This window comes from Pseudovibrio sp. POLY-S9, from assembly GCF_001431305.1.
In the GTDB taxonomy this organism is placed as follows: Bacteria; Pseudomonadota; Alphaproteobacteria; order Rhizobiales; family Stappiaceae; genus Pseudovibrio.
In genome coordinates this window covers 1-16,527 of sequence record NZ_LCWX01000214.1, presented here as the reverse complement: position 1 = coordinate 16,527, position 16,527 = coordinate 1, and the positions used below count along the sequence as shown (strand labels likewise).

At 48.9% G+C, this 16,527-nt stretch carries 15 protein-coding genes; 8 read left to right on the top strand and 7 right to left on the bottom strand.

The features are described from left to right. From PPL9_RS31505 to PPL9_RS21420, 5 genes are all read left to right on the top strand, one after another. Nucleotides 1-110: twin transmembrane helix small protein (locus PPL9_RS31505; protein ID WP_161831413.1), on the top strand; the 110-nt coding region annotated here is incomplete at its 5' end. 23 nt (nucleotides 111-133) lie between these two features. Then, complete coding sequence (locus tag PPL9_RS21435; protein WP_057464634.1) at nucleotides 134-709, top strand: cob(I)yrinic acid a,c-diamide adenosyltransferase; 576 nt, start codon at nucleotides 134-136, stop codon at nucleotides 707-709. Between the two features lie 290 nt (nucleotides 710-999). Further along, the gene (locus PPL9_RS21430; RefSeq protein WP_057464633.1) at nucleotides 1,000-1,749 is read left to right on the top strand and encodes an electron transfer flavoprotein subunit beta/FixA family protein; all 750 of its coding nucleotides are present in this window, start codon (nucleotides 1,000-1,002) and stop codon (nucleotides 1,747-1,749) included. Nucleotides 1,750-1,773: 24 nt separating this feature from the next. Then, nucleotides 1,774-2,703 carry an electron transfer flavoprotein subunit alpha/FixB family protein gene (locus PPL9_RS21425; protein ID WP_057464632.1) on the top strand — a complete coding sequence of 310 codons (930 nt, stop codon included), beginning with the start codon at nucleotides 1,774-1,776 and terminating at the stop codon, nucleotides 2,701-2,703. A 146-nt stretch (nucleotides 2,704-2,849) separates the two neighbouring features. After that, nucleotides 2,850-3,731: a 3-hydroxybutyryl-CoA dehydrogenase gene (locus PPL9_RS21420; protein ID WP_057464631.1), complete on the top strand. Its 882-nt coding sequence runs from the start codon at nucleotides 2,850-2,852 to the stop codon at nucleotides 3,729-3,731. 66 nt (nucleotides 3,732-3,797) lie between these two features. Here the strand turns inward: PPL9_RS21420 and PPL9_RS21415 are convergent, their stop codons facing one another. Together PPL9_RS21415 and PPL9_RS21410 are read right to left on the bottom strand one after the other, a co-directional pair. After that, a complete protein-coding gene (locus tag PPL9_RS21415) occupies nucleotides 3,798-4,901 on the bottom strand; it encodes a GTP-binding protein (protein ID WP_057464630.1) in 1,104 nt (367 codons plus the stop codon). A 64-nt stretch (nucleotides 4,902-4,965) separates the two neighbouring features. Further along, nucleotides 4,966-6,309: a D-alanyl-D-alanine carboxypeptidase family protein gene (locus PPL9_RS21410; protein ID WP_057464629.1), complete on the bottom strand. Its 1,344-nt coding sequence runs from the start codon at nucleotides 6,307-6,309 to the stop codon at nucleotides 4,966-4,968. 463 nt (nucleotides 6,310-6,772) lie between these two features. On the opposite strand from PPL9_RS21410, the gene PPL9_RS21405 reads away from it, so the two are divergent. The 3 genes from PPL9_RS21405 (at nucleotide 6,773) to acs (ending at nucleotide 10,063) form a co-directional block, all read left to right on the top strand. Continuing rightward, nucleotides 6,773-7,375, top strand: coding sequence for a glutathione S-transferase family protein (locus tag PPL9_RS21405; protein WP_057464714.1), 603 nt, complete (start codon nucleotides 6,773-6,775; stop codon nucleotides 7,373-7,375). A 163-nt stretch (nucleotides 7,376-7,538) separates the two neighbouring features. Further along, nucleotides 7,539-7,937 carry a DUF1761 domain-containing protein gene (locus PPL9_RS21400; RefSeq protein WP_082597026.1) on the top strand — a complete coding sequence of 133 codons (399 nt, stop codon included), beginning with the start codon at nucleotides 7,539-7,541 and terminating at the stop codon, nucleotides 7,935-7,937. A gap of 176 nt (nucleotides 7,938-8,113) precedes the next feature. Next, complete coding sequence (gene acs / locus PPL9_RS21395) at nucleotides 8,114-10,063, top strand: acetate--CoA ligase (protein ID WP_057464628.1); 1,950 nt, start codon at nucleotides 8,114-8,116, stop codon at nucleotides 10,061-10,063. A gap of 71 nt (nucleotides 10,064-10,134) precedes the next feature. Here the strand turns inward: acs and PPL9_RS21390 are convergent, their stop codons facing one another. From PPL9_RS21390 to PPL9_RS21370, 5 genes are all read right to left on the bottom strand, one after another. Then, nucleotides 10,135-11,574, bottom strand: a complete 1,440-nt coding sequence (locus PPL9_RS21390) for a pilus assembly protein TadG-related protein (RefSeq protein WP_161831412.1) — start codon at nucleotides 11,572-11,574, stop codon at nucleotides 10,135-10,137. 127 nt (nucleotides 11,575-11,701) lie between these two features. Then, nucleotides 11,702-12,259: an HNH endonuclease gene (locus PPL9_RS21385; protein ID WP_057464626.1), complete on the bottom strand. Its 558-nt coding sequence runs from the start codon at nucleotides 12,257-12,259 to the stop codon at nucleotides 11,702-11,704. 273 nt (nucleotides 12,260-12,532) lie between these two features. Then, on the bottom strand, nucleotides 12,533-13,939 hold the full coding sequence (gene leuC / locus PPL9_RS21380; protein ID WP_057464712.1) for a 3-isopropylmalate dehydratase large subunit: 1,407 nt from the start codon (nucleotides 13,937-13,939) through the stop codon (nucleotides 12,533-12,535). 303 nt (nucleotides 13,940-14,242) lie between these two features. Continuing rightward, entirely contained in the window at nucleotides 14,243-14,824 is a 582-nt protein-coding gene (locus tag PPL9_RS21375) for a methyltransferase domain-containing protein (protein ID WP_057464625.1), read from the bottom strand. 48 nt (nucleotides 14,825-14,872) lie between these two features. Beyond that, on the bottom strand, nucleotides 14,873-15,730 hold the full coding sequence (locus PPL9_RS21370; RefSeq protein WP_057464624.1) for a metallophosphoesterase: 858 nt from the start codon (nucleotides 15,728-15,730) through the stop codon (nucleotides 14,873-14,875). Nucleotides 15,731-16,527 lie beyond the last annotated feature (797 nt).

Below are 16,527 nucleotides of genomic sequence, written 5' to 3'. Positions count from 1 at the left end.
GCGGTGGAGATCCAAACCGTTCGCAAAAGCTTATGAGATATCGTGTTCTGTTGCAGTTCGCAGCTATCATATTGATTATGCTTTCCGTTTACTTCGCAAGCACATCCTGATTTTGGTTTGAAACTGGTAGAAAATGGTCACTCTCAATAAGATCTATACAAAAACTGGCGACGACGGCACCACTGCACTTGGCAGCGGAGAGCGCAGACAAAAGCATGATCTGCGCATTGAAGCCTACGGAACCGTTGATGAAACCAACTCAGTCGTTGGCATAGTTCGCTTGCACGCATCCAAAGAAATGCCAGTATTGGATGAACTGCTTGGCCGTATTCAGAACGACTTATTCGATCTCGGCGCCGATCTGGCAACACCAGACACCGGCGAAGACCTCGGATACGAACCGCTGCGCATCACAGATAATCAGGTAAGCGCTCTGGAAGACGCAATCGACCAGATGAACGTTGAGCTTACACCTTTGAAATCATTTGTATTACCGGGTGGCACACCGCTGGCAACGCACTTGCATCAAGCCAGAACCGTCTCTCGCCGCGCTGAGCGTCTCGTTGCTGCGCTCTCTCAAAAAGAGAAGGTCAACAAGCAAGCTCTGCAGTATCTCAACCGCCTCTCCGACCTCTTCTTCGTTGCATCTCGCTATGCAAATTTGAAGGGCGAAGGCGATGTTTTGTGGGTAGCGGGCAAAAACAGATAGCGATTTTTTGATGAAGAATTCGACCAAAGGCGCTTGACGAATAGGTAAACTATCAACACTTATGGACAACTATCTTCACCTTAAGGCCACTTGGCCTTATACATTGGTTGAAACCCAATACCTATTTACCCTAGGCGATCGTTGACAGCCCCAAAATTGCTCAGTACGGTCGCCGCAAATGTAATGCAATTTGCATTCCCTTTTGGCTCTGGTAGCCCGGCGGAAGCTGTGTCTTATCAACTTGGTGGCGACGCATACTCCCCTGCATTTCTAGTGGAGGTTCTAGGAACATGAAAATTCTCGTGCCCGTAAAACGGGTCGTTGACTATAACGTAAAAGTTCGCGTGAAAGCGGATGGCTCCGGCGTTGAACTCGCAAACGTCAAAATGTCCATGAACCCCTTCGACGAAATCGCCGTTGAAGAGGCTCTTCGCCTGAAAGAAGCTGGTAAAGCAACAGAAATCATTGTTGTTTCCATCGGCCCTAAGCAGGCGACTGAAACGATCCGCACCGGCCTCGCAATGGGCGCTGACCGCGGTATTCTCGTTCAGACCGACGACATCGCCGAGCCTCTCGCAGTAGCTAAGGTTCTCAAAGGCATCGTTGACGAAGAAGAGCCAGGTCTCGTTATCCTCGGCAAACAGGCGATCGATGACGACTGCAACCAGACTGGTCAGATGCTTGCTGCACTTCTGGGCTGGGCACAGGGCACATTCGCTTCTAAGGTTGACCTTGGCGATAACACAGTAGACGTCACCCGCGAAATCGATGGTGGTCTGCAGACTGTTAAGCTGAACATGCCAGCGATTGTCACCACTGACCTGCGTTTGAACGAGCCTCGCTACGCTTCTCTGCCAAACATCATGAAGGCAAAGAAAAAGCCGATTGCTGAGAAAACACTGGCGGACTATGGCGTAGACGCTACACCTCGCCTCAAGGTTCTCAACACTGCTGAGCCTGATGCACGCAAGGCAGGCGTTAAGGTCGCTTCCGTTGATGAGCTGGTAGACAAGCTCAAAAACGAAGCTGGCGTTCTTTAAGATAGGTCAAGAGGAGTTAGCATTATGACCACGCTTCTTGTGGCTGAACATTCCAATTCTGCTTTGAACGAAGCAACGGCTAAGGCACTGACAGCAGCTGTAGAAATGGGCGGCGACGTTCATATTCTCGTTGCTGGTAAAGACTGTGGCGCAGCAGCTGAAGCTGCTTCCAAACTGTCTGGCGTTGCTAAAGTTCTTGTTGCTGACGACGCAGCATATGAGCACCAGCTTGCTGAACCAGTTGGCGATCTGATTGTTGCACTTGCTGCTGATTATGATGCTGTTGTTGCTGCTGCGACAACCAATGGCAAAAACACTCTGCCACGCGTTGCTGCTAAGCTCGACGTGATGCAGATCTCTGAAATCATTGCCGTTGAATCTGCAGACACGTTCAAGCGTCCAATCTACGCAGGTAACGCAATTCAGACTGTACAGTCTGTTGATGCGAAGAAGGTTCTGACTGTTCGTACAGCATCCTTCGCCGCAACTGCTGAAGGCGGCTCTGCTCCGGTTGAAGCTGCTGCAGCTTCTGCTGATCCGGCAATTTCCTCCTTCGTGGGTGAAGAAATCGCAGCTTCTGATCGTCCGGAACTCGCAGGCGCTAAGATCATCATCTCAGGTGGTCGTGCTCTCGGTTCCGAAGAGAAGTTCAACGAAGTCATCACCCCTGTTGCTGACAAGCTCGGCGCAGCAATCGGTGCATCCCGTGCAGCTGTTGATGCTGGTTACGCACCAAACGATTGGCAGGTTGGCCAGACCGGTAAGGTTGTTGCACCTGATCTTTACATCGCTTGCGGCATTTCCGGTGCAATTCAGCACCTTGCAGGCATGAAAGATTCCAAGATCATCGTCGCGATTAACAAGGACGAAGAAGCACCAATCTTCCAGGTTGCTGATTACGGACTTGTCGCAGACCTGTTCGAGGCTCTTCCTGAACTGGAAAAAGCCCTCTAATCATATTTGATTAGCTTTTCAGGAACCCCGGGATGTTAATATTTCATTCTGGGGTTCTTGCTGTTTGAGGCAAGACTTGCGATGTATGTTGTTACGAGAACGTCAAAGCACGTTTAATCGATGCTTGTAAGAATTTGGATCTGACAATGGTGGTCGAAGTAAAGAAAGTCGGTGTTATTGGCGCCGGTCAAATGGGCAATGGCATCGCACACGTAAGTGCTTTGGCAGGATACGATGTCGTGCTTCACGATATCGATCAGGATCGTATCGACAGAGGCCTGGCCAGCATCAATGGCAATATGGCACGTCAGATCTCAAAGGGCACGATCACTGAAGAAGATCGCGACCTCGCTCTTACCCGTATCAAGACATCTGACGATGTTAAATCCCTAAGCGATGCAGACCTCGTTGTTGAAGCTGTGAGTGAAAACGAGCAGGTCAAACGCAAGGTTTATCAAAGTGTTTGCCCAATTCTGAAGCCTGATGCCATCCTTGGCACAAACACTTCGTCTATTTCCATCACGCGTCTGGCATCTGCTACAGACCGTCCGGAAAAATTCATCGGTATCCACTTCATGAATCCGGTTCCGCTTATGGAACTCGTTGAGCTTGTTCGTGGCATTGCAACCAGCGATGAAACCTTTGAACTTTCCAAGGGCTACACCCTTGGCTTGCATAAGACGATTGCAGTTTCAGAAGACTTCCCAGCATTTATGGTGAACCGTATTCTGCTGCCAATGATCAACGAAGCGATCTACACACTCTATGAAGGTGTAGGTTCCGTTGAAGCAATCGACACAGCAATGCGCCTGGGTGCAAATCACCCGATGGGCCCGCTGCAACTGGCTGATTTCATTGGTCTGGATATCTGTCTGTCCATCATGCAAGTGCTGTACGAAGGCCTCGCAGACAGCAAATACCGCCCATGTCCACTACTCGTGAAGTACGTTGAGGCAGGCTGGCTTGGACGCAAAACCCAGCGCGGTTTCTATGACTACCGCGGTGAGGTTCCAGTCCCTACTCGCTAGTGCGTTTATAAGACACACAAAAGCCCGCCATATGAGCGGGCTTTTTTATTGTTGCTGTTCAGCTGGTTACTTAAACGTACCGCTGAATCCACCAATGGAAAGTGGATTATCCATCATCGCAGTGCGGTCAGGCGTGTCAGCAGCGACACCGCCGGTGAATGCATCAAACATCTTCTTCACAAAGCCCTCAGAAAGGCCTTTGGTAATGAAGACGAGCCGCGTTCTCTGATCCGCATCAGGCCATTCTGCAAGCCGTGCAGGTGGATGGAAGACATGCTGCACCCCATGGATCACCAAAGGCTGATCCGGGTGTTCTACGGTCTTTATAATCCCCTTAACGCGCAAAAGCTTAGGGCCATGTGCAGAGCGCAGCAGATCCAGGAACATCTCTAGTGCAGCATTGGGGATCGCGCTGTCGGTCTCAAGCGTAAAGGCGCGAACATCTTTGCCATGGCGGTTTGGGTCGTGATGATGATCACCATGATGATGGTGTCCGTGGTGATCATGCGAAGCGTGCCCGTCTTTGTACGCCTCTTCTCTCAGCCATTTCTGAACATCTGGGATTTTGCTCTCAGGATTGTACAGTCCGCAGTTGATGAGTGCAGCAGCCGTTGCAGAGCCATCTTGAGCATTAAGCACAGTTGCGCCAGGGTTCAGATGCTTCAGCTCAGCCAGCAAATCATCAGAAGGCTCCTGCAAATCCGTCTTCGTCATCACGATACGATCAGCAACAGCAACTTGTTTGACTGCTTCCTCATGAGAATGGATCGTATCCAAACCGTTGACGGAATCGACCAATGTCACCACGCCATCAAGACGGTATCGCATAACCAAATACGGATGCAGCATCACAGTGTGCAACACAGGCGCTGGATCAGCCAAACCTGTTGTTTCAATAATCACACGGTCGATTTTCTTCATGCGGCCATTGTCGATACGGCGCAGAATATCTTCCAGCGTGTTGATGAGATCCCCACGAATAGTGCAGCACAAACAACCAGATGATAGCTCTATAATCCCATCATCAATGGTATCTACGAGCAAATGATCCAAACCGATCTCACCAAATTCATTGATGATGACCGCTGTATTTTCCAACACTGGCTCTTTGAGAATTCGATTAAGAAGCGTTGTTTTACCTGCTCCCAGAAAGCCAGTAATGACGCTCATTGGGATCGGGGTTGGCGGACTCCGCCTCTCTTGGGTACTAGCCATAATTCTGCTCTGCCTGTAGCTACGGTGACTGCGTTTTACCGAAGGCAGACGTATTAGCATAGAGCCCACCCGGGCTGCCAAACAAATCTCGTTTAGAAGTCGATTTCAAAGGCCGCAAAGAAGCACCCTTGCCCACTGGCACATTGAGCTGCTGAATGCCTCCAATCGGCGCAGGCTCCAAACCTTTTTGCGACCCTGGTTTCGGCATTGGCAAAGGCACTGCATTTCCAAGTTTTTTCAGTGCAACAACCGGATGCTCATTGCCAATACGCACAATCACCGGTGCATATGACTTCAGCTGTGGACCCAGAATTTCTTCATAGACCAAACCCCAGTTCACTTTCTTCTTGGAAAGACGAATGGATTTTCCGCGCGGGCTCGGACTGCCGGCATCGGCATAAGCCATCATGCTGGCAGAGCCACGTTTTGTCCCAAAGCGATCAACAAGTTGCTGAGCCGTTGGCTTGGCATTGCGCTTACAATAGTGGTCCTTTGGTGGGTTGATATTCCCACTTCCACGGAAAGCGGTAATTTTGGTTCCCGCTGTCTTCTGGAAACCACTATCAATAAGTTTCTTGGCAAACGCTGAACGCTCCAGGCTGGAAGCAGCCCCCAGAACAACAGCGATAACTGTTCTTCCATTGCGTGTTGCAGAAGTCGCCACATTGAAACCGGAATTACAAATATATCCAGTTTTCAAGCCATTAGCCCCAGCAGTACGCAGAAGAAAATCCCTGTTTCCAGACCGAAATGTTCTTCGGCCAAATCGAATTCCCGGGTGGCTCATATAAGAACGATACTGCGGAAACTGGCTCCACAGAGCACTTGCAAGCAGCGCCATATCACGCGCAGATGAAACCTGACGATTGTCTGGTAGCCCGTGAGGATTGACAAAATTAGTATGCGTCATCCCCAGCCGCCGCGCAGTCGCATTCATCTGGCTGATAAAGCTTTCCTCAGTGCCACCTACCCGTTCAGCAACAGCTACTGCGATGTCATTGGCTGACTTTACGAGAATCATTTTCAAGGCATTGTCGAGCGTGATTGTCGTCCCGACTTTGAAGCCCATCTTACTCGGTGGTTGATTGAGTGCGTTTTGAGAGACCATCACCATATCGCTCATGGCCATCTCACCCTGAGAGATACTCTTAAAAGCGATATAGGCAGTCATCATCTTTGTTAGGGAAGCTGGGTACCAACGGTCGAAAGCACCATTCTGCTCCAAAACGTGTCCATTGTCGGCATCCATCAACAGCCATGCAGCAACATCTGCACGAGCATTTGTCAGCACGGAGGCCAAAGCTATTGCAAAAACAGCAAAAAATCGAAGTTTCTGGGCAATCCAATAAACCGAAAAATTCACGATCTTTCCGCTCCACGCCTACCAGTTTATGCAGCAAACAACCATTGCATAGCTGTCTTCGATAGCTCAGTTGCTAGTTTAGTTTCATGAACAGCCCAAGCTACCGTTAGGAAATACAGTAGGGGTAAACAATAAAAACTATGTCACCAGACACCGGGAATAAAGATTGATGTCTCTCCTGAAATATTAGGGTGACAATATCAGTAAAAGACCGCCATTTCCAAACATTTCAAGGTATTTTCTCGAGATGGTTATTTTGTGAAATCAAACTACCAAAGAGACACTGTCGTAATCACCCCTTCAGTTGTAAGGGGCATTTCTTTTTACTCACCTCAGCATCTATCAACTTTGCCTATTTAACGCTGCACACCTTGTAATTTGAAAGCTTATCCTCAAGTCGCACTCATTCTTGCTTTTCTTTTTCATAATCAACGCAGATGATCAGATCCAAGAGGAGGATCTTATGTACAAAGTTATTGGCCACCCACAATCAAGAACCATGCGGGTACTCTGGTTGCTGGAAGAACTGAATTTGCCTTACGAGGTCGTACCTAGCAAACCTCATCAGGAAGATGTTTATGCCGTAAACCCATCAGGCAAGATCCCTGCCCTGATCGTTGATGGAGAAACCATCTACGATTCAACAGCGATCTGCACTTATTTGGCAGACAAACATTCCAGCCTGTCGTTCCCATCAGGAACTTTAGATCGCGCCCGGCAGGATAGTTTTACCAACTTTGCACTCGATGAAATGGACTCCATTCTCTGGATGGCTGCAAAACACTCATTCATTCACCCGGAAGACCAACGCGTACCAGACATCAAACCTGCCTGCCGATTTGAGTGGAACAGATCGATGCAGCAGCTTGGAAAACGCCTTGGCGAAAACACTTGGGCAATGGGCGACACCTTCACAATTGCTGATATCATCATCGGTCATTGTGCAATCTGGGCCAAAGTCTCCAAGTTCGAATGGCCAGAAGGACCCGTTAGCGAATATTTTTCAAGAGTTTTAAGTCGCCCAGCTCTTGCAAAGGCCAATGAAAAAGCTGCGGCAATGCAATAATCTACTCGAATTTTGAGGGTGGTCTTTTCCACCCTCTCCTATTGTTTCAACGGCCAGCTACAAATCCGCTGGCACTTGAAGCTACCAAATATTTTCAATACATTGTTCGAATAATAAATACTCAAGTCATTTGCACACCATATCTTTTACAAGGTGTATTGATATGATTGAAGGAATTTACTTACCGGGTGTGCTTGCTGCGGGAATCGCTTCGTATATTTTCGGGTCTATCTGGTACTATGTGCTTTCATATTCTTGGATGAAAGCTGTCGGCATCTCAGAAGAAGACGTTCAAATGTCTCCTTCCACTTACGTCATAACTTTTCTCTGCGAAATGATCATGGCTTTCGTCCTTGCCGGGATCCTCGTTTACTCAGGCTCAGTCACCATTGCCAGTGGCGTGACTGCAGCAATCGTAATCTGGGGTGGCTTTGTACTCACAGGCCTGATCGTCAATCACAAATTCCAACGGGCTTCATGGATGCTGACGCTCATCGATGCTGGCCATTGGCTCGGTGTTTTGATGGTTCAAGGCGCAGTTTATGCGCTGATTTCTGGCTAGTTCCAGGTAGCTTGATATCTCGTATTGCTGAATTTTCGTAGGCCAAACGAACCTAAAGACAACGGGACCTACGAAAGTTCGAAGCATATTCGCTAGACGCCCCAACGGCAGCTGCCCATAATACGCCACAGGAGTTGGGTATGTGATTACCCGTGGAGGAAATGGGGAGATTGACCATGACTGGTGATGTATATCCAGTACCGGCTGAGATTGCCGAAAACGCTCTGCTCAACAACGAGCAGTACTTGGAAATGTACAAGAAGTCCGTTGAGGATCCAGACGGGTTCTGGGGAGAGCACGGAAAACGAATTGACTGGATAAAGCCTTATTCCAAGGTCAAAAACACGTCCTATGACTACCACAATGTTTCCATCAAATGGTTTGAAGACGGCACGCTGAACGTAGCAGCCAACTGTATTGACCGTCATCTGGCAGAACGCGGTGATCAGCCTGCAATCATCTGGGAGGGTGATGAGCCGGATCAAAGCAAGACAATCACCTACAAACAGCTTTCGGAAGAAGTGAACCGTTTCGCAAACGTGATGCTTGCCAATGGCGTGCAAAAAGGCGATCGCGTCACTGTCTATATGCCAATGATCCCTGAAGCAGCCTACGCAATGCTTGCGTGTGCCCGGATCGGCGCAGTTCACTCTGTTGTATTCGGCGGTTTCTCACCTGACAGCTTGGCCGGGCGTATTGAAGACTGTAAATCACGCTTTGTCATCACAGCTGACGAAGGCGTCCGCGGTGGCCGAACTGTACCTTTGAAAGAAAACACTGACCGCGCAATCGAAAAATGCGGCAATGTCGACAAGGTCTTCGTTGTGAAACGCACCGGTGGCAACGTCAATATGATGGACGGCCGCGACCTCTGGTATCATGAAGAAACAGAAAAAGTTTCTGCAGATTGTCCACCAGCAGAAATGAATGCTGAAGACCCGCTCTTCATCCTCTACACGTCAGGCTCAACAGGTCAACCAAAAGGCGTGATGCACACCTCTGGTGGTTACCTCGTTTATGCCTCCATGACGCATCAATACGTTTTCGACTACCACCCCGGCGAGGTCTATTGGTGTACTGCTGATGTTGGTTGGGTCACCGGCCACAGCTACATCCTCTACGGTCCACTCGCAAACGGCGCTACAACACTCATGTTTGAGGGTGTACCTACCTACCCGACAGCAGGCCGTTTCTGGGAAGTTTGTGACAAACACAACGTCAACATTTTCTACACTGCCCCGACAGCAATCCGTGCATTGATGGGTGCTGGTGATGAATATGTAACCAATACATCCCGCAAATCATTGCGCGTTCTTGGGTCAGTCGGCGAGCCAATTAATCCAGAAGCATGGCTATGGTACAACAACGTGGTCGGCGAGCAGCGCTGCCCAATCGTTGATACATGGTGGCAAACCGAAACTGGCGGTATCTTGATCACGCCTCTACCAGGGGCAACCGATCTTAAACCAGGCTCAGCGACACGCCCGTTCTTCGGCATTCAGCCAGCAATTGTTGATGCTGAAGGCAACTTCCAGGAAGGTGCAACTGAGGGCAACCTCGTCATAACAGACAGCTGGCCAGGCCAGATGCGGACTGTTTACGGAGACCATGAGCGCTTCGTCCAAACATACTTCGCCACCTACAAAGGCTTCTACTTCACTGGCGATGGCTGCCGTCGTGACGAAGATGGCTACTACTGGATCACGGGCCGTGTTGACGATGTGATCAACGTATCTGGTCACCGCATGGGGACTGCTGAAGTTGAAAGCGCCCTCGTCGCCCACCCAGAGGTCTCAGAAGCTGCTGTAGTCGGCTATCCGCATGATGTGAAGGGACAAGGCATCTACGCCTATGTCACCCTCATGGAAGGCTTGGAACCATCTGAAGAACTGAAGAAGAAACTGGTAAAGCACGTTCGCGCCGAAATCGGTCCAATTGCATCCCCAGACCTCATCCAGTTCGCCCCAGGCCTACCAAAGACCCGTAGCGGCAAAATCATGCGCCGCATCCTCCGCAAAATCGCAGAGGACAGCTTCGACAACCTGGGCGACACCTCAACCCTAGCCGACCCAACCGTCGTAGGCGACCTAATCGACAACCGCCAAAACAAAGCTGAAACCGTGTAGGCCACGCCTATTGAATTCAGCCCAGAAAACAAAACCCCGCTGATTTGGCGGGGTTTTTCATTACGCTAAAACTACTGAGATAAATATATATTCTTGATATCATTAGCGATTTTTTCAAAGGCTTGAATCAGTTCACTTTCATTATCAGCTTTATAAAAGGTGCTGTTACTTGTTGCGCAAGACTGCATCACTCTTTTAGCAGCATAAGAACTCCCGAAATGAACAGAATACACCGTAATGTTCTTTTCCTTCATATTCTTACATATTTCTTTAGCACGAACAGATGAAGTACCGTACTCACCATATGAAGACGCGTACCTCCATTCAATTAAGTTAGCGAACTCTTCATGTTCATCTGAGGTAAACTTGTTAGACCCATCAGGATTCGGTCCCTCAGTCCAAGTGTTATTTCGTTTTTTTTCTCTGATTTTCTCTTCGCGCGCCTGTTCTACGCGACTATAATTATAGTCATCTCGATAGTGTACGTTAAAGTCACCATCAGTCATAAACACCGCGTACTTTCGAATATTGTCTGTTTCATAAGGCAGTGGCTCACTATCAGAAGGCCAAAAATTCGACCATCTCGGAGATATTGTATACCACCCCCAAGCTATCCCGATTTGACCTGCTGTCCCGCCACCTGCAGATAATCTACTAATTGAATTTTTAATCTTATTTCGATCTGCAGTCAGCGGAACTACTTTTGCATTCCGTGGGCAATAACTATAACCAGATCCGATATAATCTGTGTTGCCCTCATCATCTTCAAAGTCATATGGAACTTCACTTGTGGACTGATCCATAATCCGCTCATGTACGCAGCCATAGTAGCTGACATCAAAAGTCGCTTTTTTAGCAAGTGCCGTGTCTAGTTTCACCCCGTTGCTATATGGTATGAAAGATACACGAATACGGCTCTTCGCTATATCGGTGTCTTCAGGCAACAGTGCATCAAGCAAACTGGTTGAAGCCCTTTTTAGAGCACCAATGTGGGAGCTCATTGACCCAGTAACGTCTACAATCACCGAGACTTCAACATTACTCCGTGGAAATCTTGCAGTTGAACTACTACCAACAGCAAGTTCACTAGCTTCATCGCCATTACCACCAGTGAGCAGGCCAATCATTGGAGAAAAGCTGTTATTGAGCTTTGCAGATGCACTCGCGGAGATCGTATCGCCACCAATCTCATACTTAACGATCGGCTTAGTTACTTCAACATCTTCACCGATTGAATCTTTAATATTAGCCTCGAAGTACTCTTCGGTCATCTCCTGCACTTCTGCTTTACTCATCTCCGTAATAGTGAGTTTGTTAGCAACAGCTAGCACTGCTGCATCCAATGCCTGATTTACTGCGCGGCGAGTGTTGAAGCCCATGCCGAAATCAATCGCCATTCCAGCGAACACAATCATCAAAACCATGAGCACTGCGACAAGAACCGCCACCATCCCGTCTTCGGAGCGGTTGAATCTTTTGAATAGTGTAGAGAATTGTCTGAAATAACCCATCGAGATGCCCACCATCGACGCCCATGTAATTATGCCTAGCATAATATAAGGGTAGTATCTCGGGTATTAATCACTCAACTTTACTGAAAGTTTTCGGGCTAATGGCTAACAAAACATTAACCGCGTTTCACGGCTCGAGCTCGCTGTCCCAATAGAGGAAATCTAACCAGCTCTCGTGCAGGTAGTTGGGTGGGAACAGGCGGCCGTTGTTATGTAGGTCATGCACACGTGGGATAAACGGCATTTGCATGGGCTGCATGTTCATTTCTTGCCAGGATTTGTTTGCCTTGCGTAAATTGCAGGGAGAGCAAGCTGTAATGACATTGTCCCAAGTGGTCATCCCGCCCTTACTGCGCGGGATGAGGTGATCAAAAGTCAGGTCGTTCAGGGATCCGCAATACTGGCATTGAAACCTGTCTCTCAAAAACACATTAAACCGCGTAAAGGCGGGGTTTCGCTCTGTCTCTACGAAGGACTTTAGCGCGACCACACTGGGGAGTTGAAACTCAAGACTTGGGCTTCTCACAACCTGATCGTATTCAGAGACGATACTAACTCGATCCAAAAACACAGCCTTCACCGCATCTTGCCACCCCCATAAAGACAAGGGGTAGTAAGACAGAGGCCGATAATCTGCATTCAACACAAGCGCCGGGAATGCGCCTTCTGAAACGACTGCGTTCACAACATGCTCCCGAGTCTCGCTCAGAACACAAGCGCCTGAGCGGAAATCATCTTGAGATGTTTTGATATTGTAGTCAGTAAATGACAGTTATGTGAAGTCTGACAATCCTCCTTACCCTAAGGAATTCGAAATACCGACAAAACACATCAGCATAAACCCGCTATAGATCAGATAATTAGCCCGTCACGACACACTTTGTCGCAATGTCGGTCTCAAAATAAAAAAGCGGGAATAGTCACCTACTCCCGCTCATTTACAAAATTTTATCTGCGATTACTTCCAGTGACGCACATCAACAAAGTGTCCGGCAATCGCAGCCGCAGCCGCCATTCCTGGAGAAACCAGGTGCGTACGGCCCTTGAAGCCCTGACGACCCTCAAAGTTACGGTTGGAAGTTGAAGCACAACGCTCACCCGGCTTCAATTTGTCAGCATTCATCGCCAGACACATGGAACACCCAGGCTCACGCCATTCGAAACCAGCGTCTTTGAAGATCTCATCCAGACCTTCCGCTTCCGCCTGTGCTTTCACCAGACCAGAACCCGGAACGATCATCGCGCTAACGGTGTCTGCAACCTTCTTGCCTTTAACAACGGCAGCAGCTTCGCGCAGATCTTCGATACGTCCGTTGGTGCAAGAACCAACAAACACGCGGTCAACCTTGATGTCAGTGATCTTCTGACCCGCTTCAACGCCCATGTACTCAAGCGCACGTTCTTTGGAAGCGCGGCGGTTGTCGTCTTCGATCTCAGCTGGGTTAGGAACAACACCGGTAACGGAAACAACATCTTCAGGAGAAGAACCCCAGGTCACGATTGGAGGCAGGTTTGCTGCATTCAGAACGATTTCTGTATCAAACTCTGCATTTTCATCAGTAAACAGAGTTTCCCAGTACGCTTGTGCCTGTTCCCATGCAGCGCCCTTAGGTGATTTAGGACGACCCTTCAGGTACTCAAAGGTTTTCTCATCGGGAGCAATCAGACCAGCACGTGCACCAGCTTCAATAGACATGTTACAGACGGTCATACGACCTTCCATAGACAGGTTACGGATCGCTTCACCAGCGTATTCAATGACGTAACCAGTACCGCCAGCAGTACCCAGCTCTCCAATGATCGCCAGTACAATATCTTTCGCGGTCACACCTTCCGGCAGCTGACCATTCACAGTCACACGCAGGTTCTTCGCTTTCTTCTGAATCAGCGTCTGGGTCGCCAGAACGTGCTCAACTTCAGAAGTACCAATACCGTGTGCAAGAGAACCAAACGCGCCATGAGTTGATGTATGGCTGTCACCACAAACGATCGTCATGCCCGGCAGCGTAAAGCCCTGCTCTGGACCCACGATGTGCACCACGCCCTGACGCTGATCAAGCTCTGAATAGTATTCAACGCCAAACTCAGCAGCATTTTTCGCAAGCGTATCAACCTGCAACGCGCTTTCAGGATCATCAATACCCTGGGAGCGATCAGTGGTTGGAACGTTATGGTCAACAACAGCCAGTGTACGCTTTGGGTGACGAACTTGACGGCCAGCCATACGCAGGCCTTCAAATGCCTGCGGGCTCGTAACTTCGTGTACCAGGTGGCGGTCAATGTAAAGCAGGCAAGTGCCGTCTTCTTGCGTGCTGACCACGTGGTGGTCCCAGATCTTATCGTAAAGAGTTTTGGCCTGCGACATTGCGCTTGTCTCCTGGAAACGAATGATCCTTGTTTCAAATCCGGCTCTGATCGCACCTACCAAGCGCTCAAGATCCGAGAAAACAAGACCACTCACTTATTACTTGCAGCTCTCTGCGGCCGCATAAATCTTGAAAATACGGAAGCAACCATAAACGAAGCTCCCGCTATACTGGCTCTATTAATCGGCCCAGATCACCAAAATATCAAGCTTCTTTGCCTTGAGATTCTCTCAAGAAGATTTCGCCAATTGATTTCGTCAAAACGCTCTGAATGGCAACATATATCATATTTTTTGCGCGATTTAGCGGCAAATACCTACGTAATTGACACGAATATTTTCACGCCACCCCTTGAGTTCATCAAGCGGCTCGTGTGCACCTGCCAACTTTGATTGTCGTCTCCGCTCCACGTAGTCCCATGAAGCTTCCAATGTCTCTAACCCTTCAAAAAGAGATTCCAAACCTGCCGGACTAAAGCGCCAAAAATCGATCGGGGAGGGGTGATAACGCCAGCTAAAAACAGTCGAAATAAAAACAATTCCACCTGGTTTGATAAGGCGCTTTATCTCGTCAGCGGCCTTCCATGGCTTCCGGAGGTGCTCAAAAACATCAACACTAAAAATAAAATCAAAGGATTGAGACATAACGTGTTGGCAACTCGTAATATCACCAATAATGGTGTTCTCAAGCGTCTTACGAATATCCATATTAGCGTATTCAAACTCAGGAAAATACTTTGAAACAGGCTTGTGTTGTGCACCAACTTCAAGCAACCGCCCTCCTTTTAAGTATAATTGGACATATTCTTTCGCTAATTTCACACATCTCTGGGTTCTTCCCGGGTGTTTTTTGTGTTTTTCTTCAAGTAATTCTAGATCAAGCATTGTTAACCTCAATTTAGCAAAAATAATTGCAACAATACGATACTACATTCACTCGATATCAATAATTACGATTTCTGGCGGACACAGAAAACGGATTGGAAGTCCCGAACATCCAAGCCCGCTGCCAACGATAAGAGTGCTTCCATTTTCCTCAAAAGCGCCCTTCGCATACTTCCGGTCAAGCCGCGATGGTATTGTCAGTGCACCAATAAACGGCAAACGAACCTGCCCACCATGAGTATGCCCGCTTAGGGTCAAATCTACGGATTTCTTGGCGTCCAGGAAGATGTCCGGCTCATGGGCAAGCAAAATCCGCGGGGCACTGTCATCTTCAACCTGACTTAAGGCCACCTCAAGATCATCCCGGCGTCCCGTCCCATGCAACTGGCAGGCCTCGCCATACTGATCATCCAGTCCCAAAAGCCAGACATGAGAGTTGCCTCGTGTAGATACACGCTGAGCTCTGTTCTCAAGAACAGTCACTCCAGAAGCTTCCAATGCCTCTCTGGCGTCCTCACCACCTTCAAGCCAATCATGGTTACCCAACACACCAAAAACGCCCAGAGGCGCCTTCAAATGCTGCATAGGTCGCGCCCAAGCGGCGGCAGAAGCTAACGGTCTTGCAAACGGCGGGTGCATGGCTGTGTGGTAGTCGCCTAAAAGCGCAATAAGATCAGGCTCCAGACTGTTCACGCGCTCTACGATGCGGGCTATCCGCTCAGGGCGCATCCACGGCCAGCACGCATGCAGATCAGTCATAACAACAATCTGCAAAGGTTTCTGACCAAGAGCTTCCGGAGAAACAACAACTTTATGCCGGGTAATTTTAGGAGGCAGCCAAGGCTCTACAAACACGGCATAGATACCGAGTAACACGATGAAAATGATGATGAATGCGATCACCATTTGCCTTCAAGCTCCCTACTCAATGCATCTTTCAGTACTAACCTAACTCACTTGGATTAATTGTATTCTGACAGCTCCCCGGAATATCCCCCTGAAAACTTGCGCAAAGGATGCGCACCAGAGCCTGTCACATTTATACTGCAAACACCAACAGCACCACATGACATCCCATGCAGTGTTGAATCAGAGTTCCCGGAAGTCGGGATGAGCAAGGCGGCAGGCAATACCTGCGCTACTTGTTTAAAAATGTTTCTTCAGCATTGGCTACACGCCTTGCCCGGGCTTTTTATAATGAACAACGTCGCCTCTTTTGCCTATAAGGCACGATAGCCGGTTTCCCGGAAAGAAAGTGGCTTATCCAGACACGTTTCCATGCCCGAACAGTTCCTCCGTCTTTGACTGATACCTTCGCAAAAGCAAGTCTCCCTGCCGGTGCTCTTGTATCCGTCGCCGCGTGATACCCTATAGTCCTGGGCCCTTCCCCTCAAACCATGCGGTCACGTTTGAAGTTCGGTTCACCGGACCACTGAAAGGTGCGTTACGTCTCCCAACAGCCCAACCCAACCTACGACAAACTGACGGTCGCTCCGCCAGCAGCCCGCTACGTAGGCATAGGTTCAGAATATGGGAGGATTTCAGAAGGGGAATAAGTTTTTTGAGACAGTCTTTGCCCCACCCACCGGTGTCATCCCGGGCGAAGATGTTTGTCCCGGAGAGATGGTTGACGTTTGTTCGGGGACATGGGTGACGGTCATGTTATGATGTTAAGTCGATTTTTGCGACTGTGTTTGCTGCAA